This is a genomic window from Vibrio sp. 2096 (genome assembly GCF_033339595.1).
Lineage (GTDB): Bacteria > Pseudomonadota > Gammaproteobacteria > Enterobacterales > Vibrionaceae > Vibrio > Vibrio alginolyticus.
Map to the genome: position 1 here is coordinate 323,396 of NZ_JAWOUX010000002.1, position 24,299 is coordinate 347,694.

The 24,299-nt window shown below is 43.9% G+C and carries 21 protein-coding genes; 11 read left to right on the forward strand and 10 right to left on the reverse strand.

Going from position 1 to position 24,299, the window contains the following annotated elements; translation table 11 throughout:
* Positions 1-174: 174 nt before the first annotated feature.
* Positions 175-870, reverse strand: a complete 696-nt coding sequence (locus tag R7Q41_RS04730) for a DUF2786 domain-containing protein (RefSeq protein WP_005377954.1) — start codon at positions 868-870, stop codon at positions 175-177.
* 208 nt (positions 871-1,078) lie between these two features.
* Positions 1,079-1,759, reverse strand: coding sequence for a DUF3334 family protein (locus R7Q41_RS04735; RefSeq protein WP_005388843.1), 681 nt, complete (start codon positions 1,757-1,759; stop codon positions 1,079-1,081).
* A gap of 260 nt (positions 1,760-2,019) precedes the next feature.
* Between R7Q41_RS04735 and R7Q41_RS04740 the strand changes: the two genes are divergently transcribed.
* Complete coding sequence (locus R7Q41_RS04740) at positions 2,020-5,055, forward strand: FAD-binding and (Fe-S)-binding domain-containing protein (protein WP_064368092.1); 3,036 nt, start codon at positions 2,020-2,022, stop codon at positions 5,053-5,055.
* A gap of 73 nt (positions 5,056-5,128) precedes the next feature.
* Positions 5,129-5,590 (forward strand): methyltransferase family protein, encoded by a 462-nt coding sequence (locus tag R7Q41_RS04745; RefSeq protein WP_033905135.1) that lies wholly within the window; start codon positions 5,129-5,131, stop codon positions 5,588-5,590.
* Between the two features lie 110 nt (positions 5,591-5,700).
* On the opposite strand, the gene R7Q41_RS04750 is transcribed toward R7Q41_RS04745, so the two are convergent.
* From R7Q41_RS04750 to hutC, 6 genes are all read right to left on the reverse strand, one after another.
* A complete protein-coding gene (locus R7Q41_RS04750; protein WP_017821813.1) occupies positions 5,701-6,426 on the reverse strand; it encodes a DUF3581 domain-containing protein in 726 nt (241 codons plus the stop codon).
* A 335-nt stretch (positions 6,427-6,761) separates the two neighbouring features.
* Positions 6,762-8,297, reverse strand: a complete 1,536-nt coding sequence (hutH, locus tag R7Q41_RS04755) for a histidine ammonia-lyase (RefSeq protein WP_017634855.1) — start codon at positions 8,295-8,297, stop codon at positions 6,762-6,764.
* 11 nt (positions 8,298-8,308) lie between these two features.
* Entirely contained in the window at positions 8,309-10,006 is a 1,698-nt protein-coding gene (gene hutU / locus R7Q41_RS04760) for a urocanate hydratase (RefSeq protein ID WP_033905347.1), read from the reverse strand.
* 73 nt (positions 10,007-10,079) lie between these two features.
* The gene (gene hutG, locus R7Q41_RS04765) at positions 10,080-11,090 is read right to left on the reverse strand and encodes a formimidoylglutamase (RefSeq protein WP_318108000.1); all 1,011 of its coding nucleotides are present in this window, start codon (positions 11,088-11,090) and stop codon (positions 10,080-10,082) included.
* 1 nt (position 11,091) lies between these two features.
* The gene (gene hutI, locus R7Q41_RS04770) at positions 11,092-12,342 is read right to left on the reverse strand and encodes an imidazolonepropionase (protein ID WP_176310897.1); all 1,251 of its coding nucleotides are present in this window, start codon (positions 12,340-12,342) and stop codon (positions 11,092-11,094) included.
* 129 nt (positions 12,343-12,471) lie between these two features.
* Positions 12,472-13,179 carry a histidine utilization repressor gene (gene hutC, locus R7Q41_RS04775; protein WP_005377944.1) on the reverse strand — a complete coding sequence of 236 codons (708 nt, stop codon included), beginning with the start codon at positions 13,177-13,179 and terminating at the stop codon, positions 12,472-12,474.
* 248 nt (positions 13,180-13,427) lie between these two features.
* On the opposite strand from hutC, the gene R7Q41_RS04780 reads away from it, so the two are divergent.
* Positions 13,428-14,171 carry a sporulation protein gene (locus R7Q41_RS04780; protein WP_017821818.1) on the forward strand — a complete coding sequence of 248 codons (744 nt, stop codon included), beginning with the start codon at positions 13,428-13,430 and terminating at the stop codon, positions 14,169-14,171.
* Positions 14,172-14,177: 6 nt separating this feature from the next.
* Here R7Q41_RS04780 and R7Q41_RS04785 read toward each other — a convergent pair whose 3' ends face one another.
* On the reverse strand, positions 14,178-15,155 hold the full coding sequence (locus R7Q41_RS04785) for a DUF3187 family protein (protein ID WP_213874418.1): 978 nt from the start codon (positions 15,153-15,155) through the stop codon (positions 14,178-14,180).
* Positions 15,156-15,544: 389 nt separating this feature from the next.
* Between R7Q41_RS04785 and thrS the strand changes: the two genes are divergently transcribed.
* The 6 genes from thrS to R7Q41_RS04815 all read left to right on the forward strand — a co-directional run bounded on the left by thrS (position 15,545) and on the right by R7Q41_RS04815 (position 20,421).
* Positions 15,545-17,473: a threonine--tRNA ligase gene (gene thrS / locus R7Q41_RS04790; RefSeq protein ID WP_005395892.1), complete on the forward strand. Its 1,929-nt coding sequence runs from the start codon at positions 15,545-15,547 to the stop codon at positions 17,471-17,473.
* Between the two features lie 3 nt (positions 17,474-17,476).
* On the forward strand, positions 17,477-18,028 hold the full coding sequence (gene infC / locus R7Q41_RS04795) for a translation initiation factor IF-3 (RefSeq protein ID WP_080276913.1): 552 nt from the start codon (positions 17,477-17,479) through the stop codon (positions 18,026-18,028).
* Between the two features lie 121 nt (positions 18,029-18,149).
* Positions 18,150-18,344: a 50S ribosomal protein L35 gene (rpmI, locus tag R7Q41_RS04800; protein ID WP_005377932.1), complete on the forward strand. Its 195-nt coding sequence runs from the start codon at positions 18,150-18,152 to the stop codon at positions 18,342-18,344.
* Between the two features lie 40 nt (positions 18,345-18,384).
* Positions 18,385-18,738: a 50S ribosomal protein L20 gene (gene rplT / locus R7Q41_RS04805; RefSeq protein WP_004727974.1), complete on the forward strand. Its 354-nt coding sequence runs from the start codon at positions 18,385-18,387 to the stop codon at positions 18,736-18,738.
* A 189-nt stretch (positions 18,739-18,927) separates the two neighbouring features.
* The gene (locus R7Q41_RS04810; protein ID WP_130546017.1) at positions 18,928-19,245 is read left to right on the forward strand and encodes a heavy metal-binding domain-containing protein; all 318 of its coding nucleotides are present in this window, start codon (positions 18,928-18,930) and stop codon (positions 19,243-19,245) included.
* Between the two features lie 366 nt (positions 19,246-19,611).
* The gene (locus R7Q41_RS04815) at positions 19,612-20,421 is read left to right on the forward strand and encodes a helix-turn-helix domain-containing protein (protein WP_005385480.1); all 810 of its coding nucleotides are present in this window, start codon (positions 19,612-19,614) and stop codon (positions 20,419-20,421) included.
* Here the strand turns inward: R7Q41_RS04815 and R7Q41_RS04820 are convergent.
* Positions 20,414-20,599, reverse strand: a complete 186-nt coding sequence (locus R7Q41_RS04820; protein WP_005377915.1) for a hypothetical protein — start codon at positions 20,597-20,599, stop codon at positions 20,414-20,416. The two genes, R7Q41_RS04815 and R7Q41_RS04820, sit on opposite strands and share 8 nt — an antisense overlap.
* A gap of 270 nt (positions 20,600-20,869) precedes the next feature.
* On the opposite strand from R7Q41_RS04820, the gene R7Q41_RS04825 reads away from it, so the two are divergent.
* On the forward strand, positions 20,870-21,658 hold the full coding sequence (locus R7Q41_RS04825) for a TetR/AcrR family transcriptional regulator (protein ID WP_213889995.1): 789 nt from the start codon (positions 20,870-20,872) through the stop codon (positions 21,656-21,658).
* A gap of 249 nt (positions 21,659-21,907) precedes the next feature.
* Positions 21,908-24,286, forward strand: coding sequence for an efflux RND transporter permease subunit (locus R7Q41_RS04830; protein ID WP_318144380.1), 2,379 nt, complete (start codon positions 21,908-21,910; stop codon positions 24,284-24,286).
* The last annotated feature ends 13 nt before the right edge of the window (positions 24,287-24,299 follow it).

Below are 24,299 nucleotides of genomic sequence, written 5' to 3' on the forward strand. Positions count from 1 at the left end.
TGCCTCATAATGGGATGCGAATTATGAATAAACAAGCATTAATATTTGTTATGAGAAAGTAAGATTGATAAGAGTTTCTGTAAGAAAATTCCTACCAATACTGCCAAAGCTCTCAAAGTAAGCCCCATCGACATCGAAGTCATTGCTGCTTATGTGAATCCTTTACTATTCTGGCTATTTCGATGAATCGCCCAACATTTTGCGTGCTTGTTCGCCGCCCACTCCACGGTTAACTGAAACCTTTCTACCTTTCTTTAAGCCCACTTCGTAGTCTTCAGTTAGGTTTTTCATTGCTTCTTTCAATTGCTTCTTGAACGTTTCGCGGTCAATGTTTTGGAATTCTTTATCAATATAGTCATTAATTTTATTGGCCGACTCTTCATCTGGAGAAATAATTGGCAATTTTTCAATCGCGCCTTCCACCCAGCCAGATACAAATGAGTTCACACGGCGAGTCACTTCCTGAGAAGAGGTGCCGGTGCCAGCAAAGCTGTTTCGGAATTGTCCGGTACTTTCGTTCATCTCGCGATAAACAATATCGAAAGCAAATGCAGCAAAAATAGCGCGATCTGCTTCACCGATAAATTCGACACGTTTGAGCCCTTTGTGATTCAACAATACTGCTTCGACACCGAATTTTGTGTTAATGCCGCGAATCACTCGCAATATGGTAGAACTGATGTTCGCTGGTAGCAGATGAGAAGATTGTGTTTTTCCCATTCTGATGAACTCAATATCGTCTTTATCGAGACCATATTTAAGCATGAGGCGATGTGCCATTTTGATAGCATTGGCAGCCTCATTAACATTAGCGGAATTGCCCAGTTCTAAGCACTTGGCGATTTTTTTCAGAGCTTTTTGTTTATCCATCGACAACCAGTAACGAAAGCAGAAAATTTATGAAGTCAGACATATTACCTTTTTTGACATAAAAACGAAATACAAGGTGGGACTGAAGATAATTTCAGCACATAAAAAGAAGCCTCGCATTAAGCGAGGCTGGCGTTTTAGTTCGTCGTAATCAGTATGAAGTCGTACTTGTGTCTAAGAAGCCATTCTTCATTAAGATTCGTTAGAATTACAACCCGAGCTGGTTGAGCAAGTCATCGGCATCATCGTTTGATCCCGACGATTTAGATTCTTTCTCAGCCAACTGTTTACGTGTTGCCTCTAAAATGTCGTCTGGGTTTTCGTCTTCAGCAACTTCAAACTCTTCCAGTTGGATGAACTCAGTTTTATCCATTGCTAGTTCGAGATAGAAAATATTGTTGTTTTCGGTGGAGAACGTCACTCTGCGCGCTTGAGGGCGGTCAAGGTTGGTATCAACTTGTAAGATAACTTGCTTATTCAGCGCCAGCATTTTTGGTTGGTTTTGTGTGATGTTCGTTTGCAGGTCTTTACGAATTTTATTAGTGAAGTCTCCGACCAGTTGATTCATGAGTTCACCCAGAACATCGCCTACCTCGTCAGAAGTATGAGATATTGCCAGTTCTTCTTCTGGCATGCCCATATTACGCATGTAGTTGGTGTAGATCTCCAGTGCGGCTTTTGCCGTAAAATTAATCACAACTAGCCCGGTAAATCCGCCATCAAACAGAACAAAACAGCCAAAATCTGGTTTGAGGCTAGTCTTGTGGATTTTTTGCACCATTGCTGAATAATTTACTTGAGAAGATGTCGCCGAAGTAAGTACGCCAGAAACAGACTGGCAAAGTTTGAGAAGGATATCTTCAGTGGTCACAATTTTATTTTTTTTCATTCTGAAAACTCATCTAGAAACGCGATTCGTTCCCCAATGTAGGCATCAAGCGTGAAAAAATAAAGCATAAGTTTAATTATTGTATCGAGATTCTGATTTGCTCGTCTTTTTAAATGTTGTAAAGTGACGAAATTCAAAGAATATTACTTCACTAACTCTTTTGTGGTGTTTTTTCGCTTAGCGCCAATTTGTATGAGAAGTGAGCAAATAATTACACAACCCGCAGCTGATCGGATCAGCGTCGTAGGGGCAGGAAGCAAATGTTACCAAGATTACACTCGCAAACTGATGTCGATCCTCTTGTTCTTAGTTTTCTGAAAGAGCTTGAGCACGCCGGATTCACTGGTGATATCGAAAGCCAATATTCAAGCCGACTAGCGGTTGCCACTGACAACAGTGTTTACCAGCAACTTCCTCAGTCTGTCGTTCATCCCAAAACGACAGAAGATGTTTCTCTCCTCGGGAAACTGAGCAATAAAGAAAAGTACGAACGAATTACCTTTTCACCTCGTGGTGGCGGCACAGGGACCAATGGTCAGTCGCTAACCAAAGGTATTGTGGTGGATATGTCTCGCCACATGAACAAAGTGCTTGAGATTAATGAGAAAGAAGGCTGGGTTCGTGTACAAACTGGTGTAGTGAAAGACCAGTTAAATGACGCTGTTCGCCCTTATGGCTACTTCTTCTCTCCAGACTTATCTACCAGTAACCGTGCAACGATTGGCGGCATGGTCAACACCGATGCTTCTGGTCAAGGTTCTCTGAAATACGGAAAAACATCCGATCATGTTTTGTCGCTACAAGCGGTGTTTGCTGATGGTTCAATTTTAGAGTCGGACTTGTCCCATGGTTACCCAAAAGAAGGCGAGTTTGCTGCCAAGGCGCTACGTGTAACGGAATCCGTATGTCGTGAAAAACGCCAGCAGATCGTAGATAAGTTTCCTCCTCTTAACCGATTTTTAACGGGCTACGATTTAAAAAATGCCTTGAATGAAGACGGTGACCGTTTCGATATCACACGAGTACTTTGCGGCGCGGAAGGTTCATTGGCATTTATTACCGAAGCAAAGCTGAACCTGACGCCAATTCCGAAAGCGCGTACGTTGGTTAACGTTAAATACAACAGCTTTGATTCTGCACTGCGTAATGCACCGTTTATGGTAGAGGCGAAAGCGCTGTCTGTAGAAACCGTTGACTCAAAAGTGCTTAATCTCGCGAAGCAAGATATCGTTTGGCACACCGTGAGCGATTTACTTACCGATGTTCCAAATAAAGAGATGCTTGGCATCAATATGGTGGAATACGCAGGTCAGGACGAAGAGGAAGTTGCTGCTCAGGTTGCAGCGTTGACCGCCAAGCTCGATACCATGTTGGAAACAGAAGAAGCGGGCATTATCGGCTACCAAGTTTGTAACGATGTAGCGAGCATTGGGCGTATTTACAACATGCGTAAAAAAGCGGTGGGTTTGTTAGGCGCAGCAAAAGGTCGTGCTAAACCGGTCGCATTCGCTGAAGATACCTGTGTGCCACCAGAAAACCTGGCGGACTTCATTGTAGAGTTTCGAGAACTGTTAGACAGCAAGTCTCTGAATTACGGCATGTTTGGTCACGTCGATGCTGGGGTGCTTCACGTACGTCCTGCGTTGGATTTGTGTGACCCGCACCAAGAAGCATTGATGCACGAAGTTTCTGATGAAGTGGTCAAGCTGGTGGCGAAATACGGCGGTTTGATGTGGGGTGAACACGGCAAAGGTTTCCGTTCAGAATATGGCCCTGAGTTTTTCGGCGACGAGTTGTTTACTGAACTGAGACGTGTGAAAGCGGCATTCGATCCACACAACAAAATGAACCCGGGCAAAATCTGTACACCGCTGGATAGTGATGCAGAGCTTGTCAAAGTTACCGATACCAAACGTGGTTACTATGACCGTCAGATTGACGTTCAAGTACGTGACAGCTTTAAACAAGCGATGGAATGTAACGGTAACGGTTTGTGTTTTAACTACGATACCAGCTCGCCAATGTGTCCATCGATGAAAGTAACAGCCGATCGTCGTCATTCACCGAAAGGTCGTGCGGGTTTGGTTCGCGAGTGGTTGCGTCAGCTTACTGAGCAAGGCATTGATATTCTTGACTTAGAAAAGCAAACACTAGAAAACAAAACATCAATCAAAACCATGATTGACCGCGTACGTCATTCTATCAATCGTCGTCACGAGTATGACTTCTCTCACGAAGTGTATGAAGCGATGAATGGTTGTTTGGCGTGTAAAGCGTGTGCGAGTCAGTGTCCGATTAAAGTCGATGTTCCGAGCTTTCGCTCGCGCTTTTTAAACATCTATCACTCTCGTTACCAACGTCCTGCAAAAGACTATCTGGTTGCGAACATTGAGACTATGCTGCCGATGATGGCGAAAGCGCCAGGTGTCGTAAATGGTGTTTTGAAGCAGTCGTGGGTGAAAAGTTTAACGGCATCTACGGTCGGGTATGTCGATGCGCCGTTGTTATCAGTACCCACCTTGAAACAACGAGTAGAGTCGCTGACAACGCCTTATGATCTGCAAGCGCTCAGTGGTTTGTCTTCGTCTGAAAAGAGCAAACATGTTTTAATTGTTCAAGACCCATTCACTAGTTACTACGACGCTGATGTCGTTGAAGACTTCGTTAAGTTATTGAAAAAGCTGGGTATGAATCCGGTGCTTCTGCCGTTTAAGCCGAATGGTAAAGCACAACACATTAAAGGGTTTTTACGTCAGTTTAAGGACACAGCAGCCGACACAGCGAAGTTCTTGGCGATGGTAGCGGATCTGGATATTCCATTAGTTGGCGTCGATCCTGCTTTGGTGCTGTGTTATCGAGATGAATACGCTGAAGTGCTTGGCAGTAAGCGAGGTAATTTCGATGTACTAACAGCCCACGAATGGCTTTACCCAAGACTAGAAGCGTTTGAAAGCGGAGAGCATAAGGCGCAGGAACCTTGGTATCTGTTTGCGCACTGTACTGAAAAAACCAAAATGCCAAATGCGGAAAAAGAGTGGGGCGCTATTTTTGCTCACTTTGGTGCAGTTTTGAATACGGTACCTGTTGGTTGTTGTGGTATGGCGGGTACGTTTGGTCATGAGGTTGATAAGTTGTCGATGTCGAAAGACATTTACAATTTAAGCTGGAAGCCAAGCTTAGATAAGTTGGATAGCGAGAGATGTTTGATTACAGGCTATTCTTGCCGCAGCCAAGTGAAACGCTTTGAAGGAACGAAGCCCAAGCATCCCGTTCAGGCATTGTTAACTTTGTTGTAATCGGACTAAATCAAGCCCAGTTTTACTGGGCTTTTTAGAAACCGTACTTAGACCCTTTCAAAGGATATGAATCTTGAGAAAACTTGAACTCAAAGTCCCACCTGTTGCGGTGTTTTTGCTAGTCATACTTTTGATGTACGGACTTAAAGTTTTGACGCCGAGCATGAACATTCGAGTCCCCTTTGTTGAATTTGTAGTAGGTGTATTAACTTTGTTGTCTGGCTACATGGGCATTGCTGGCGTGTATGAATTTCGCAAAGTAAAAACCACAGTGAACCCAGTAAAACCTGAAGCGGCATCTTCTGTTGTAAGAACTGGTGTGTTTGCCTTTTCACGCAACCCTATGTACACGGCATTATTGCTTCTAATCATAGCAACTGGTTTGTGGTGGCAGCACTTGAGTGTGGTGCTTTGTGGCGTGATATTTGTCAGTTATATGAATCGGTTTCAAATCAAGCCTGAGGAACGCGTTTTAGAGCGATTGTTTGGTGAAGAGTATGTGGATTATAAAAACCATGTTCGTCGTTGGCTCTAAGCATTGCGTTTAGTTTTGTTTGGATGAGACATAAAAAGAAAGCCCAACGGTCGACGTTGGGCTTTCTTTTAGTAAACACGTTTTTTGTGCGCTTCTGATAGGGCAGTCGACTAGGCTGCCTTAACGAACTTTGCTAGGAATGCATCCTTACGTTCATTAAAGCGGCGTACAAGGTCGTCAACCGCTTCTTGGTCATATGGCTTCAAGCCACTTGCAACCATGCGCTTAATACCTTTACCAACGACTTCACCGTCTTCTTTAAACGCAAAGTTTAAGGTGACTACACCTCGTTTTCCTTCTACGTCGAATGTTGCGCCAGTGAAATCCACCTCTGGATGCGTAAGGTCTAAGCGTGAAAATTCGACTTCCATGCTTTCATAAATAACTAATGGACGCTGGCAGTTAATCATCATTTGCTTCTCTTCCATAAGAGGAACCATGATGTGAGGGAAGTTCATACCAGAAAATTGCACGTAATTTGTCACTACATGCTCAATAAATGCCGGATCGTGGTTAGTTTCACCTTCACGGGACATGTGTAAGTATTCTTTACCTGCCTCGTCAACAACAGCGCTTTCTTTGTCACACTTATTTTCAATATGAAGTGCTACACCATCGTTTACCATGCCAGAGAAGTTAAAACGCATCTTTTGGCTAACGCCTTCTTTACTAAGAAGCACAGCGAAAAGTAAATCTCCAGGGACACAAAAGCGTTTGTTGTCTTCATCATGAATTGGGTTGTAGTCACCTGCGACACGTTTTGCAAAGTGGCTTGCTTGTTCGCGAGTGAACTGAAACTGGTGATTAGTGTTTGAAAAATAAGGTGTTAGAAACATAATTTTTACGTAGTAACCAAAACTGTGTGGGATTATATGCGAATATCTGCGTAGCAATGGTCCATCCAGTGAAAACTTCACCGTATCCTAACAATAAGACACTATTTCGGCGGAGAAACCGTTAAAAACGCATACTTTAGCAACGCTTTTATTTGTGAAAACAATAAACAACGACCTTTTCGCTCGCCTATCTTTTAAAGTATAGCCATCAAAGTAGACAGGCGTTCATAAATAGTGCCATCAACATGTTTAATCGTATGTAAAAAGGCTCCACGCTGAACGTAGAGCCTTCAAGTCATTATCTGTTTATTCGATGAAATGCCAGTTATGCTTGGTTATTGAACACTTGGTAACAAGCTCTCTGGCATGAGCGTGTTGTGAATAGCCAGCTTAAGCAGAGTATTTGCCTGTTCAATGTCTGGAGCAAAGTAGCGATCTTTATCGTAGAACGATACTTTTTCACGCAACATTTGTTTCGCAATCTCAATACGCTCAGAGGACTTGTTTGGCGCTCTAAAGTCTAGGCCTTGTGCTGCTGAGAGGTACTCGACAGCCAGAATACCGCGAGTGTTTTCGCCCATTTCTTTCAATCTGCGAGCCGCGAATGTTGCCATTGACACGTGATCTTCTTGGTTTGCAGATGTTGGCAAGCTGTCTACTGACGCTGGGTGAGCGAGCGTTTTGTTTTCACTTGCTAACGCAGCAGAGGTCACCTGAGCGATCATGAAACCAGAGTTCACACCACCATTGTCGACTAAGAACGGTGGCAGTTTTGATAGCGCGCTATCGATAAGTAATGCCATACGACGTTCAGACAAGCTGCCGATCTCGGCAATCGCAAGTGCTAGGTTGTCGGCTGCCATTGCAACAGGCTCCGCGTGGAAGTTACCGCCAGAGATGATGTCACCATCTTCAGCAAACACCAACGGATTATCTGATACGGAGTTCGCTTCTACTTGTAGTACTTCCGCCGCATTGCGGATTTGCTGTAAACACGCACCCATCACTTGAGGCTGACAGCGCAAAGAATACGGGTCTTGTACTTTTTCACAGTTAGTGTGCGAATCACCTATTTCACTCGATGTGTCTAACAAATGACGGTATGCGAGTGCTGCGTCCATTTGGCTGCGATGACCACGTACACGGTGAATGCGCGGATCGAATGGACGTCGGCTGCCGAGAGCGGCTTCAACAGACATTGCACCACAAACGGTTGCTGACGCGAAAAGGTCTTCCGCGATAAACAGGCCTTCCAATGCGAACGCTGTGGATGCCTGAGTCCCATTTAGTAGCGCTAAGCCTTCTTTTGGCGCCAGAGTGATAGGCTCTAGACCTGCGATTTTTAAAGCTTCTTGCCCGGAAATGATATTACCGTTGTGGCGAGCTTGTCCTTCTCCCAGTAATACTGTGCTCATATGGGCTAGAGGAGCTAAGTCACCTGATGCGCCAACAGAGCCCTTTTTAGGTACGCAAGGGTAAACTTGTGCGTTGACTAGGTCGGTCAACATATTAATGACTTTTAGGCGAATCCCAGAAAAGCCACGAGACAGACTATTGATTTTTAATACCATCATCAGACGAACCGTTTCATCTGACATAAACTCACCGATACCTGCCGCATGAGAAAGAACGATACTGCGTTGAAGTGTTTCTAAATCTTCTGGTGCTATTCGTGTGTTAGCCAATAGCCCAAAACCAGTGTTAATTCCGTAAACCGTTCGATCTTCCGCGATGACTCGGTCTACGACCTGTGTGCTTTCTTCAATGGCCGGAATGGCTTCAGGATCCAAAGTAAGGTTGACTGGTGAACGGCTCACTTGGCGTAGTTCGTTTAAGCTAATATGACCTGGCTTTAGCGTTAAATTTAACATCTCTTTCATCCTTACTTGAGCTTCTTCAGTTCTTCGTTGAGCATTGGCAAATCTAGCCCTTGCTCTGCTGCACATTGTTTAGCGATATCGTATCCCGCATCAGCATGACGCATCACGCCTGTTGCTGGGTCGTTATGCAGCACGCGGGCAATACGTTCTGAGGCATCTTCACTGCCGTCACAGCAGATAACCATACCTGAGTGTTGCGAGAAGCCCATACCTACGCCACCACCGTGGTGTAGTGAAACCCAAGTTGCGCCGCCCGCCGTGTTGAGTAGCGCGTTTAATAATGGCCAGTCTGATACGGCGTCAGAACCGTCCATCATACCTTCGGTTTCACGGTTCGGGCTTGCTACAGAGCCAGAATCTAAGTGATCTCGACCAATGACAACGGGCGCTTTAAGTTCGCCATTTTTCACCATTTCGTTGAATGCTTGACCAAGACGCTCACGATCTTTAAGACCAACCCAGCAAATACGCGCAGGTAAACCTTGGAACTGGATGCGTTCGCGAGCCATATCTAGCCAGTTATGTAAGTGCGGATTATCTGGAATTAGCTCTTTTACTTTTTGGTCGGTTTTATAAATGTCCTCAGGATCGCCAGAGAGAGCAGCCCAACGGAAAGGACCGATACCTTCACAGAATAGAGGACGAATGTAGGCTGGAACGAAGCCAGGAAAATCGAATGCGTTTTCTACGCCTTCTTCCAAGGCCATCTGGCGGATGTTGTTACCGTAGTCGAGTGTTGCGGCGCCGCGATTTTGCAGCTCTAACATCGCTTGAACTTGCACAGCCATGGATTTTTTCGCTGCTTTTACGACCATTGCTTCATCTTGCAAACGCATTTCTGCTGCGTGAGACATGCTCCAGCCTTGTGGTAAATAGCCATTGAGCGGGTCGTGTGCAGACGTTTGGTCTGTTACGACATCAGGCGTGATATTACGTTCTACCAGCTCAGAGAAAACGTCTGCTGCATTACCTAGTAGACCAACCGATACTGGTGTGTCTGACTCTTTAATGATAGCTAGCGCTTCATCTAAAGAAGTCGCTTTCTTATCGACATAGCCTGTACGTAGGCGGTAATCGATACGTGATTCATCACACTCTACTGCAATCATGGAGAAGCCCGCCATTGTACCAGCGAGAGGTTGAGCACCACCCATGCCACCAAGACCACCCGTTAGAATCCAACGGCCATTTGCGTCACCGTCAAAGTGTTTTTTTGCAACAGATACGAACGTTTCGTATGTGCCTTGTACGATACCTTGCGAGCCAATGTATATCCAGCTGCCAGCGGTCATTTGGCCGTACATCATCAAGCCTTGTTTATCTAGCTCGTTGAAGTGTTCCCAGTTTGCCCAATGCGGAACAAGGTTTGAGTTTGCGATAAGCACGCGTGGGGCATTTTTATGAGTAGGGAAAACACCAACAGGCTTGCCTGATTGAACTAAAAGCGTTTGGTCATCTTCGAGCCTTTCAAGTACTTCAACAATCTTGTCGTAACATTCCCAGTTTCGCGCTGCTCGGCCAATGCCGCCATATACAACCAGTGAATGTGGATGTTCTGCAACATCAGGATCAAGGTTGTTCATCAGCATACGAAGAGGGGCTTCGGTTAGCCAAGATTTTGCGCGCAGTTTATCTCCGTGAGGTGCACGAATTGTTCTGCTTGTATCAAGTCGTGGATCTTGTCCCTGGCGCTGTGTCATTTCAGACTCCTTTAGTTTCTCGTGATGACCAAGTACTTGCTTGGTCGTAATAATCAGTGGCATCTGGGATGCGTTATGGTTTGTGCTGTTTTTCCGCCATCGCGTTGGCGATATCCCAACACAAACGGGCAGCTAATCGTGCTGTTTGACTATCGACGTCATAATTTGGGTTGTATTCGGCGATATCAGCCAGCATTAACTTATTTTTGTAATGAAGAATTCGATCTAAAAAGGGTGCAATAGTGTCGTAACTCACTCCCCGAGCTGCTGGTGCGCTGACTCCAGGTGCGGTTGCGGCAGGAAATACATCCAGATCAATGGTCAAATAGAGGTAGTCACAGTCGTCAATAAAATGCTGAAGCTGAGTTAAGTGATAACTGTGGTTTAAGTAGCAGAGCTGATTGTCCTCTACATACCAAACATTTAACGCATCTGCTTTTTCAAATAGCGCTTTAGTGTTGCTACTACGGCTTACACCAATACAAGCGTAATGAAAGTCCCAATCGTTACGTTGACAAAAATGATGAATTTGGTTGAAGGGTGTACCAGAGCTCGGTCTTATGTCGGCGAGGTTACTCTCAAATGCGCGCAAATCGAAATGCGCATCGAAATTGATAATGCCGATTTTAGGTTTCTTCTCTGGATAGTGCTCTTTAAAATACCCCGCTAAGCCGGAAAAGGAGGCCCACGCAATCTCATGCCCACCACCCAGCACGATGACTGGCGTGTGGGGCAGTGCGCCTGAAATGGTTGCTGCACATAGAGCTTGGCTCTCTTCCAGTAAGTCGTCTTCACACACCACAGTACCTAAGTCATATAGTGGGGCGTCTTGGTGCCATGCTAAATTAGCGAGTGCTCGTCGGATTAAGTCTGGCGCTTTTTTCGCGCCAATGCGTCCTTTGTTCCTCGCAACGCCTGCGTCGGTAGCAAAACCGAGTAATGAGACGCCATGCGCAACGGCACTCAACTCATCTGCTTTTTGGCGTTGAACAACGTGATGAATTCGCTGACCAAGCTTGCCGTCCTCGGCATCATGACGGCCTTGCCAATGAAATAGGGGAGAGTGTAGGTCGAATTGAGACATATTATTGGCCTCCGTGTGAAATGTATTCACCATTTACTATACGACCTACCAGACGTTTTGCTCCGACTTGATAGCTTAAATCCGCAGGGCTTTCGATATCCCATATAGAGAAGTCCGCATCAAACCCTACTTTGATTTCGCCACGTGAGTTTTGATAACCCAGAGCTTTGGCTGCATGTTGCGTTACACCACGCAGTGCTTCTTGCGGTGTAAGGCGAAATAGCGTGCACGCCATATTCAGCATGAGTGTGAGATCAGAAAATGGTGATGTACCTGGGTTGACGTCCGTAGCAATTGCCATCGGCACGTTATGCTCTCTCAACAACTCAATCGGTGGTAACTGAGTTTCTCTTAGAAAATAAAAAGCGCCAGGCAATAGAGTGGCGACGGTGTTTGATCGAGCAAGTGCTTTAACACCTTGCTCATCTAAAAACTCGATGTGATCCGCTGACAGACCGTTGTATTGCGCAGTGAGGGCTGTACCACCGAGATTAGAAAGTTGCTCAGTATGCCCTTTAACCTTTAAGCCGTGGCGTTTTGCAGCTACAAACACTTTTTCTGTTTGTTCAAGATTGAAGCCAATCGATTCACAAAAAACATCGACACTCGTAGCTAATTCTTCCTTTGCGACAACAGGGATTATGTCCTGACAAATGTGCTCAATATAATCATCTGCACGACCTTGGAACTCTGGCGGAATGGCGTGAGCGGCGAGAAGTGTAGTGGTGATTTTAACTTTGCGCTCTTGTTCAAGCATTTTGGCGGCACGGAGCATTTTTATTTCATCATTCAGTGTCAATCCGTAGCCTGATTTCACTTCGACAGAAGTGACGCCGCTCGCGAGTAGCCCGTCTAAACGTGGCAACGCTAACTCAACTAATTGCGCTTCGGTTGCTGAACGCGTCGCATGCACCGTTGAAAGTATCCCACCGCCTTGTTTGGAAATTTCTTGATATGGCACGCCGTTTAAGCGCATTTCAAATTCGTTGGCACGATTGCCCGCGTAAATAAGATGAGTGTGGCAGTCGATCAAACCTGGCAGAACTAACTTGCCTTGAAGGTCGATACTCTGAGCGTAATGTTGGGCAGACAGCAGAGACTCGGTTTGCGGTGCGTCTTCACCAATGGCACAAGTACTGATCGCAACGATTTTTCCAGATTGAATACCAATGCGCGCTGGAGGCGTTGGAAGGTATCCGCATTCTCCCGATTGCATGGTAACTAGACGTGCGTTTTCAATCAGCAAATCCATGTTTGTGTCCCTGTGTTTATTTGTATCATTAAATGTATATACAAATAAATAGAGCAAAATAAGAACACTGACAAGATTGATGTTGCTAAAATGTGATCAAAACGTAGATCTAGAGGACAAATCTTGTCCTTAAATGAGCACTTTTGAGCTCAGCTTATATTTGTTACCAGGGTGATAAAGTAGGGCGGTACTGACTAACTTATCTTGGCTCCACGTTCTGCGATTCAAGAGAAGGCAAGGTTCATTGGCTTGCATTTTTAAGTCTTGCTTAATACGGCTTTCAGGCACAATTGCCTCTACAGTATGTTCTATCGCGCTGAGTGGGCAATTATTTGACAGGTATTGATTTGGAGTGATTTGTGTGAAGTCTTGATTTAAATAACTCGGGGCATATTGGCTATTCACCCAGCGGAGCTCCAATTGAATCGGCGTTTGGTCTTCATAGTGAATAATTTCACTGTAAAACACTGTCGTGCCTAGCATAACGCCGAGTTTTGTCGCAATGTTGTCATCTGCTTTTATGGCAATCTGTTTGAGCACTTTACTGCCATACTTTCGCCCTCTATCGCTGACTTCTTCGGCAATGTTTCGAATGTCTAGCAGGGGAGATTCTGACTTTTCACCAGGATCACACACGAACGTGCCTAAGCGTGGGCGACGTTGTAATCGGCCCTCATTAACTAAATCCCGAATTGCTTTGTTCACTGTCATTCTACTGACACCAAATTGCTCGGTAAGCTCAATCTCGGTGGCGATGCGATGACCAACTACCCACTCTCCAGCATCAATTTTATCCAGGATAAATTGTTTAATTTGAATGTAGAGTGGTGCAGACATAATGATTTCCCTTTATTTGACTATACAAATACTGCTTAATTTAGGTACAAATTGCAAACATTTCTCGACGAATGTACCGCTTAGTGACCGAACAATCCTATTGCAGAGCTGAATGACTCTTGCTGCTGAGCATTATTTGGATTGATGATTGAATTCAAACATTTTCTTGTGGTCTATTGCTTGCACAGCAGAAAACAATTGTGTAAACAAACGATTATTAGAAGAAAAGTCGCTAAAAAAGGAAAAGTATGTTTAAAAAATTGAAAGCATCACTGGGGATCGGCTCTGCAAAAGTAGATACCATTTTGGACGAAATGAGCGTGTTTCAAGGAGCGACGCTGAAAGGGCATGTTCATATCAAAGGCGGAGACGTCGAACAACAAATTGATGCTATTACGATTAAATTGAACACGGAAATGAAAGTCGAAGTGGATGATAGCGTAAGTTACCAAACCTTCACTATTGATCAATTGAAAGCAGTTGACCCTTTTGTGATTCAACCTAATGAAGAAAAGCAGGTTCCGTTTGAGCTAAAACTGCATGATGAAACGCCAATTACTGCGGTTAGCGCACTTAAGAATCAATGTCATGTTTGGGTCGAGACGACGTTAGATATTGATTTTGCGATTGACCCGCGTGACCGTGACTATATTGAAGTGAAACCACTACCAGTAGCATCTCGGGTTATTCAAGCGATCGAGCAAGCTGGCTTCACTATGGTTAAAGCCGATGTTGAAAAAGGCTTTTTGCGCGGTGGCTCGTTTGCCTCTCGCTCTGGTATTTATCAAGAGCTAGAGTTCCGTAACAGCGGCTTTATCTCATCAAAAGAAATTGAGCTCTCTTTTATTCTGGAAGGGCAGGTCATGCATTGTTTGGCAGAGATTGACCGTTCGCTCAGCTTGGCTGGTGACCAATATCGCTCGTTTACGTTGCCGATCAATGCAACCGATGCTCAAGTCGCTGCCGCAGTTGCACCAACGCTAAATCTATAGCTCTCATCAACTTGATGAAAATATGTACCGATATCCTATTGTGAAAGCGATATCGGTACTGTTATCCATGTTTCTTGCGTTCTCTACGGCTAAAAACTCAAGCGCTGAATTTTCCATTAGATATCGATAGCCTAACACCAGTTCATTAGAGGCATCAGCAAACTCTGTGGGCCCTTCTGTTGAGCCTTGATACCAATGATATTCCAACATCAGGTGATGGTTATCTTCTAAGGCATAACGGTACCCACCCGCAATGGCAATCGTATTATGTCGATAGGGCAGATCGAGCAAGGCACGGTCATCCGATCGAAAAGTCATGCCAATCATCGAATAAAATGCATGAGCATCACTTAAGTAGCTGTAGTTTAATTGGAAGCCTTGCTCGAAACTGCTACCTTGAAAAGTGCCGTGAGCCACATCGTTAAAATACAAACTGCCGCCAATCGATAGGCCGTGATGTTCATTTTGGAACACTTGATACTGTAAGTAAGTAGATAGGTTATTGGCCAGTGTTTGTCCTTCGAAATCATCTTCAAGCACATCATATTGCGGCATTGAAATGTAAAAACGATCTCTGTCTACTTTATCCCGCCCATTTTGTCCGATACCGAAAAGTTTATGGAAGCTTTTCGTCAGTCCATCTAAATGGTTGTCAGCGGCAAAGACCCATCGATAGTTGAGCTCCCACTGCCAACGATCGCTGACTTGCCATTTGTTGCCTAATTCGATTTGATTGTGGTAATAATCCAGTGCGTATTCATCAGTATGAGCCCAAACACTTGCCACGGTTCCTGAACCATAGGCTTCGACAAAACCAGAGGGCAGACTATGTCCTGAGCGCAGTATGTTAGTGTGACTAACCACTTGCATTGGGGATTGTGCGTAAGAACGCAGCGGGCCATATAAGTCATTTGATGCGAAGGCTTGTAAAGAACATATCGAGGTGCTTAGAAGCACCATAAAGCGCGATTTGAAATAGACCATGATGAATACCTACATACAAACTACTCTATAAAACAACTATATACCTAAATCGCACGTTGAGCTCTCGCCCAGCGTGTTAGGCTTTGTATCGGTTCACACGTAATAGGCGATATTGTAATTTGTTGTGTAAGTTCATTGAGGGGCAATTCCGTTGGTCCCTTAAAAGCATGATCAGATTGTCGTGACGGGTCTGCGGTTAAGTTCTTATGACAAAACAAAATCGCGCTTTGCATTCTAAATGTGAGCTAGGTACAATCCCATTTTCGATAACGGTCCGGTATTCGTGTTACCGAGAGGCCTTTATTGACTCTCAACTATTTTCAACAAATAGCTTCTAATTTGAATAACATGTGTTGCTTGGTGTGCAACACCACTGTAAAGGACATAGCATGCCTATTATTACTCTTCCTGACGGCAGTCAGCGTCAATTTGACAACCCAGTTTCTACTATGGAAGTTGCGCAATCGATCGGTCCTGGTCTTGCAAAAGCAACTATCGCTGGTCGTGTAAACGGTAACCGCGTTGATGCGTGTGATCTAATTGAAGAAGACGCAAGCCTTGAAATCATCACAGTTAAAGATGAAGTAGACGGTCTAGAAATCGTTCGTCACTCTTGTGCTCACCTTCTTGGTCACGCTCTTAAGCAGCTTTACCCTCAAGCTAAAATGGCGATCGGTCCAACCATCGACAATGGCTTCTACTACGATATCGACCTAGACGAATCTCTAACGCAAGAAGATCTTGAAAAGATTGAAAAGCGTATGAAAGAGCTAGCGAAAACCAAGTACGAAGTGGTTAAGAAAAAAGTAAGCTGGCAGGAAGCGCGTGATACGTTTGAATCACGTGGCGAACCATACAAAGTTGAAATCCTAGACGAAAACGTATCTCGCGATGATCGTCCAGGCCTTTACCACCATGAAGAATACATCGACATGTGTCGTGGTCCTCACGTTCCTAATATGAGCTTCTGTCAACACTTCACTTTGCTGAATGTTGCAGGTGCTTACTGGCGTGGTAACAGCGACAACAAAATGCTTCAACGTATCTACGGTACGGCTTTCCACGACAAGAAAGCACTGAAAGCGCACCTAACTCGCCTAGAAGAAGCGGCGAAGCGTGATCACCGTAAGATTGGTAAGCAACTAGACCTATTCCACATGCAGCAAGAAGCACCGGGTATGGTGTTCTGGCATCACAATGGTTGGTCTATCTTCCGTGATCTAGAAGTATTCATCCGCGCTAAGCTAGATGAGTACGGTTACCAAGAAGTGAAAGGTCCACTTATGATGGACCGTGTTCTTTGGGAACGCTCAGGTCACTGGGATAAATACGCTGATGCAATGTTCACAACTTCTTCTGAGAACCGTGAATACGCGATTAAGCCAATGAACTGTCCAGGTCACGTACAGATCTTCAACCAAGGTCTAAAATCGTACCGCGACCTACCGCTACGTATGGCTGAGTTTGGCTCATGTCACCGTAACGAACCATCTGGTGCACTACACGGTATTATGCGTGTACGTGGCTTTACTCAGGATGACGCTCACATTTTCTGTACTGAGAGCCAAATTCAAGAAGAAGTAACAAACTGTATCAAGATGGTGTACGATACGTACCAAACATTTGGTTTCGACAACATCGTAGTGAAACTGTCTACTCGTCCAGAGAAACGTGTAGGTTCAGATGAAATCTGGGATCAATCTGAAGAAGCATTGAAGCAGTCTCTTGAATCGATGGATATCCCATACGAAATTCAAGAAGGCGAGGGTGCGTTCTACGGCCCTAAGATTGAATTCACACTATACGATTGTCTAGACCGTGCGTGGCAGTGTGGTACTGTCCAGCTAGACTTCAACCTACCAGGTCGCCTAGGCGCTACTTATGTAGGTGAAAACAATGAACGTCTTGTACCGGTAATGATTCACCGTGCGATTCTAGGTTCACTAGAGCGCTTCATCGGTATCCTTATCGAAGAATATGCTGGTTTCTTCCCAACTTGGTTGGCGCCAGAACAAGCAGTTCTTATGAACATTACTGATAAACAGTCAGGTTATGTTCAAGAAATAGTACAAAAACTACAAAAAAGTGGAATTAGAGCTAAAGCGGACTTGAGAAATGAGAAGATTGGCTTTAAAATCCGCGAACATACTTTGAAGCGTGTACCGTATATGCTTGTTGTTGGTGACCAAGAAATGGAAGCTGGCGAAATTGCAGTGCGTACTCGTAAAGGTAAAGATCTTGGTAAATTTAAAGTGGATGATTTTATTGCATACATCCAAGACGAGATCTCTAGCCGTAAGCTCAATCTGGAGGAATAAGCTATTAAAGGCGGAAGACGTGGCCAACAGCCGGTAAAACAAAACCCGCACCGTATCAACGGTGAAATTCGTGGTATTCGTGAAGTTCGACTAACAGGCGCTGACGGTGAATCAGTTGGTGTTGTATCGATTCAAGAAGCCATTGCAGCTGCTGAAGAAGCTGGTATGGATCTCGTTGAGATCAGTCCTAACGCCGAGCCACCTGTTTGTCGTGTGATGGACTATGGTAAGTTCCTCTTCGAGAAGAGCAAAACTGCTAAAGAGCAGAAGAAGAAGCAAAAGCAGGTCCAGATCAAGGAAGTAAAATTCCGTCCTGGAACTGATATTGGAGACTATCAGGTAAAACTACGCAACCTGACGCGTTTCCTTGAAGAAGGCAACAAAGTGAAAGTAACAATTCGCTTCCGTGGCCGAGAGATGGCACACCAAGACATCGGTGTTGACGTTCTAAATCGTCTTAAGGAAGATACTGCAGAAATTGCTGTAGTTGAATCTTTCCCTAAGAAGATTGAAGGTCGCCAGATGATCATGGTGCTAGCCCCTAAAAAGAAGTAATTAACGGCTCATCAAGTAATTAAAACCTAGCCGCTTTCCTTTCGATAAAGGCATAACGGCTGGGTTTTGTTCGCCCTAATTACGTTGTTTATTAAACCTACTCAATGCGGAGTTATTCATCATGCCTAAGATGAAAACCAACAAAGGTGCTGCTAAGCGTTTTAAGAAAACTGCTGGTGGTATTAAGTACAAGCACGCTACAAAACGTCACATCCTGACTAAGCGTACTACTAAGAACAAGCGTCAACTACGTCCGAATGCAATCCTTCCAAAATGTGAAGTGGCTGCAGTAATCCGTATGTTGCCATACGCTTAATTCTTTTTAGTTATCAATCGTTTAGTTTAGGAGAAGCATAATGCCTCGCGTAAAACGTGGTGTACAAGCTCGTGCACGTCATAAGAAAGTTCTAAAACAAGCTAAAGGTTACTACGGTGCGCGTTCACGTGTTTACCGCGTAGCTTTCCAAGCAGTTACTAAAGCTGGTCAATACGCTTACCGTGACCGTCGCGCTAAGAAACGTCAATTCCGTCAACTATGGATTGCACGTATCAATGCGGCATCTCGTCAAAATGGTCTATCTTACAGCCGTTTCATCAACGGTCTTAAGAAAGCATCTATCGAGATCGACCGTAAGATCCTTGCGGACATCGCAGTATTCGACAAAGCTGCATTTGCAGTTCTAGTTGAAAAAGCGAAAGCTGCTCTTTAATTAGCAGTTTAGGATTAAGAGAAGGAGAGCATTAGCTCTCCTTTTTTATTGCTAAAATTTATACCCAAATGACTTTTAGCTTGGTTATTTAGAGTATTGTTTATCAGTCTTCTCAATTTATTGGTTAGCATCTTATGTTAGTTATAAGGTAGCTTGGGTATAAATTTTTACGTTTATAAGGGATTAAAAATGATCTACACAACGACCGAAAGCATTCCTGGCAAGCAGATCTCTGAAATCAGAGGGGTTGTAACTGGTAATGTTGTTCAATCAAAACATATTGGCCGTGACCTCATGGCGGGTATCAAGAGCATTGTTGGCGGCGAAATTCGTGGTTACACGGAAATGATGACCGACGCGCGTGATATTGCTATACAACGCATGGTGGCGGACGCTGAGTCTAAAGGTGCCGATGCAATTGTAGGGATTCGATTTACCACAAGCTCAATCGTAGATGGTTCTTCGGAAATTTTGGCATTTGGTACTGCGGTGAAATTAGCGAACTAGTCTACTTGAATAGCATTGCAAAAATGCCAATAGAGAGCGGTGAATTATTATGCATTTACCGTTCTGTTCCTTTTAGGTTAATTATTCTAGATTTTTGTAGAGCGAATAGGTTTATATTCTCAACTTTACGTTACTATTAAAATTAATCACGATAATTTAGAGTAATTGCTTTACTTTTATTTTGCATATTATTTTATATCTATAATGAAATTGAATTCATATTGAATTTTTCATTTGTTGTGTGAATTCTCCTTTCAGTATATTAATTCATGTTTTTCTTATAAAAATATGAACTTATACCTTGCCAAGCGGTTCTAAATTGTTACAAATACTATACAGCTGTAACATTGCCAAAAGGAATTGTAGATGAGAGATCTGACTCCCGAATACTTGCTAGCCGCATTACGCCAAGCGATTAAAACAAAAGGGCTAACATATCGAGAGCTATCTGAGAAAATGGGTATGCCACTGTCTACCTTTAAGAGACATCTTACAAGCACGAATCTCGCTTTAGATAAGTTGCTGGAATATTGTAGAGCGGTTGATTGCACGTTAGATGAACTACAAAAGCTCGCAAATCAATTGCAAGGTGAAGACGAGGATTACTTTAGTCGCACACAGGATGAAGTATTCTTTCAATTCCCTCACCTTTACGACTTTTATCGTGAATTGAGAATGTTACGAGGTAAAGACGGCTATTCTATTTTAAAGAAAAAGTATGACTTGTCTGAGCAGAGCATGTCCGATTACTTAAAAGCATTAGAGTTGTTGGATCTCGTTTACGTTGATGAAGATAAAAATATAACGCTGCACGGACCTTTATATTATAGCTATGCAGAGAACTCCAAGCTCAACGACAAATATACCGAAATCATAAAAGAGCAGACGACTACCCACGATAAGTGTGTTCGCGTTGCTTTGGCGCGTATGAAAATTACCGAAGAACAGCTTTTGTTACTGGAAGATCAAGTCGCAAAGACCGTCATCGATTTTCATTCCAAAAATGTTGTAGCAGAGAACTTTAATGTCTCTGATTTTACTAATATTGTTCTACTTGCTGGGCCACATCAGCCGGTCACATTCTCTGACGGCATTATTGAGACAGAGGGGCGATTTATTGATGATATTCGTTATGCCATCGCAGCTGCAGGTGATAAGCCAAGCCTATCTATATAGATTTTGAGCCTTTTTTGAAGAGAGTTTCTGAAAGGGCGTTGCAAAAGAAAAAGCCTAAGACAGCAAATACTTTGTAAGTAGGGCATTCAGCGGTGTTTGCTCTTAATTCAGACTTAAAGTGTTTTGGGCTTATTTCGAATAATACCTGTTCAGCATCTACTTTCGTTATTTTTAACATGCTGATTTCCTTCGTTGTTCCTCCCAAAGCCTCTCTCGCTTCCTCTACAAAGAAACCATTCTCGTTGAACCAAGCATCCTGTAGCTACTTGGGTATGCATAATTGGTGGCTATTTATCTTCTAATTATAAATTCATACTTGAAATGTTTGTTTTTTGATCTATTATGACGAAGTGTCATTTGTGACGGTTCGTCAACTTTAGTTACGTTCCTGTATTAAAGAATCGTGTTACAATTATTGGGAGTGTGTTGGTATACGGATCAAAGGATTATGTTTAACTTTCGCTGTAAAAAATATAGCAAGCAAGACGGATGTCGTGTGTCTTCAGGGCTAACAAAAAAGCAACAGGCGATTGCTGATCGTGAGATAGAGCTTATTCAATTGGCTAAGTCTTTAGTTCAAGAGCAAGGCTTTGCCAACTTAACGATGGACAAGCTTACAGCGTCAAGCCCTTATTCTAAAGGGACGATCTACAATCATTTTTGCAGCAAAGAAGATGTGATTCTTGCGCTTTGTATTCATTCGCTGAAAAGCGAAGCAATATTTTTCGAACGTACCGCCAAATTTAATGGCAATACCAGAGAAAAAATCATTGCGATGCATGTAGGTTATCGTATTTACGCTCGTATGGAGCCAGTACTATCAACCTGTGCGATTGTTGCAAAGACGCCTTGGGTTCTAGAGAAGGCTTCGCCTAAACGTGTGAATGAACTGAATAACTTGGAAGAACAAGTAATAGATGGTGCTGATGCGCTGGTGAACAATGCGGTAGAATGTGGTGATCTTAAGTTTTCTCCCGCAATTGGTTCTGATGCTATTGTATTCGCCAACTGGTCTATTGCATTCGGTTCAAACGCTTTGGCGCAAAATGCATCGAACAGTCGATGTATTCAGCGAATTCAGGACCCATTCTCAGTACTGCACAACGCGAATATGTTACTTGATGGTTTATGTTGGTCGCCTTTATCTACAGAATGGGACTACCGTAAAACCTGGCGTCGAGTGGAGCAGGAGTTATTTAGTGAAGAGCTTGCTTATTTAGAGTCAGTGAATCGCTAATAAACTGGAAAGGCCAATCTGACGTTATGGTTGGCTTTTTTATCGCACTATTGTGACGAATCGTCATTAAATCTCGAGGGTTGGCGTTCAGCCAATGATCACGAGAAGCATAGGAAGTTACTAAAAACTGACTTATGTAGCCAAATTCATTCGATCTAAAGTTTGCATGTCGAGTTTGTCTGGTTATTTACAGCATTTGCTGTTTTTTTAGTTTTTAAATTTGACGAAACGTCACAAAAGGAGAGTGTGATGCCACATCACAACGTTCAACAATACGCCCGTTCAGGGTGGGGTAAGCTACCAACGAATTACAGTGTATTGGTGATGCTTGCTACCGTTTTATTGATTGTCATAGCAACTATTGGAGGAAAAAATCTTTACTTTAGAGGAGATTACGACATCTTCTTTGATGGAACAAATGAGCAGTTACTTGCGTTTGATGAAATTCAAACCACCTTTGCAAAATCTGACACTCTTGCTTTGGTTATAGCGCCAAAGAGCGGCACTGTTTTTACTCCTAGCACATTATCTCTTATTCAGCAGATCACTGACGAGGCGTGGCAAGTTCCATACTCCACCCGCGTTGATTCCCTCGCCAACTACCAGCATACCGAAGCGTTTGAAGATGATCTTCTTGTCGAAGACTTACTGTATAGCGAATATGAATTGACACCTCAACGAATAGAGAAAGTCAAAAGTATTGCGTTGAGTGAGCCGGTTTTGAAAAGTTCACTGATTTCTGAAAAAGGAGATGTCACGGTCGTAAACATTACGGTCCAACTCCCTGAAATAGATAAAACTGCTGAAGTACAAGAGGTGGTTGCTTACATAAACGGAATGATTGAACGTTATCAGCAAGTGTACCCAGACACGGAATTCCACAAGGCTGGTATTATTGCAATGAACTACGCGTTTATGACCGCAGCCCAAGATGATAGCGCAACATTAGTGCCTACTATGTTACTAGTGATATTGGTGTTTCTGACCATCATGTTGCGCTCATTGCTTAGCGTCATCGCGACGCTCATCGTTATTATCGGCTCGGTTATGGTTACAATGGGCTTGTCAGGATGGGCTGGTATGTTCTTAAGCACGGCGACCGTTAATGTGCCTACCTTGGTGATGACGCTTGCCGTCGCAGACTGTGTACACATCATCGCGACAATGCGTCAGTCTATGCAAAACGGCTTTAGTAAAGCCCACTCTATTGAGCGAAGTATTGCGCTCAATTTCATGCCTATCTTGATTACCTCCATTACCACCGCGATCGGCTTTTTAATGATGAATATGTCGGATTCTCCAATCCTGAGAGATTTCGGCAACCTATCAGCCCTTGGCGTCATGGTTGCTTGTTTCCTTTCCATCACGTTACTTCCCGCCTTGCTTAATATCCTTCCGGTTACGGTGAAGTCGGATACTTCTGATGAAAGAAAGCACTTTATGGATCATTTAGGAGATTTCGTGGTGTCAAAGCGACATGCGTTATTGCCGTTGTCGGTGCTTGTTATTGTCGCGAGTGCGAGCTTGATTCCGCTGAACAAAGTCAATGATGAATCCGTCGAGTACTTTGGCCATAGCAATGAATTTCGCCGAGCGGCTGATTTTATGGAAGAGCGAATCAGTGGCATGGCGAACATCAGTATCGCGATAAAAACCAACGAATCGCAGGGCATTGCCGATCCTAATTTTCTCAATTCCGTGGGTAAATTTACTGACTGGCTAAGGTTGCAGCCAGAAACGGACCATGTTGCGACCTTGAGCGATATTTATAAGCGCCTAAACAAGAACATGCATGGAGATGATCAGGCTTATTACTCGCTCCCTCAAGAAAGAGAATTAGCGGCTCAATATCTGCTGCTTTATGAAATGTCACTACCGTATGGTTTAGATTTGAACAACCAAATCAATGTAGATAAGTCGTCGATCAAGATGGTTCTCACCGTGGAGAACTTGGGCAGCGTCGAGCTTGTTGATTTGGAAAATCGCATTTACCAATGGTTTAACGAAAACGCGCCTCAATATGATGTTGTTGCGTCTAGTCCTTCATTGATGTTTGCGCATATTGGTGAAACGAATATGGCCAGCATGCTGTCAACCTTGCCCATTACTCTTGTCTTAATCTCTGCATTACTGATCTTTGCCTTGCGTTCGTTCAAGCTTGGCTTAATTAGTCTTGTCCCGAATATTGCTCCTGCGCTTATTGGTTTTGGTATTTGGGCGCTGGTTTCTGGCGAGATTAACTTGGGATTGTCTGTCGTTGTGACATTAACGCTTGGTGTTGTTGTCGATGACGCCGTTCACTTTCTTTCTAAATATCAACACGCTCGTAAAGATGGCCACAGTGCGGAGCAAGCGGTTCGCTACGCCTTTCGTACCGTGGGGCGCGCTCTCTGGATTACGACGGTCGTGCTTGTTGCTGGTTTCTCTGTTCTGGCGATGTCGAGCTTCCGTTTAAATGCCGATATGGGACAGTTGAGTGCCATTGTCATCTTTATTGCCCTTGTTGTGGATTTCATCTTTCTACCGACTCTACTGATGTTGTTTGACAAAGGCGTCTACGTCGAGGTGGACCGCCGAAACAAGCTTAAATCAACTGACTCTCAAACCACGGCTGTTACTCAGTCATAACGAATCAAAGGAT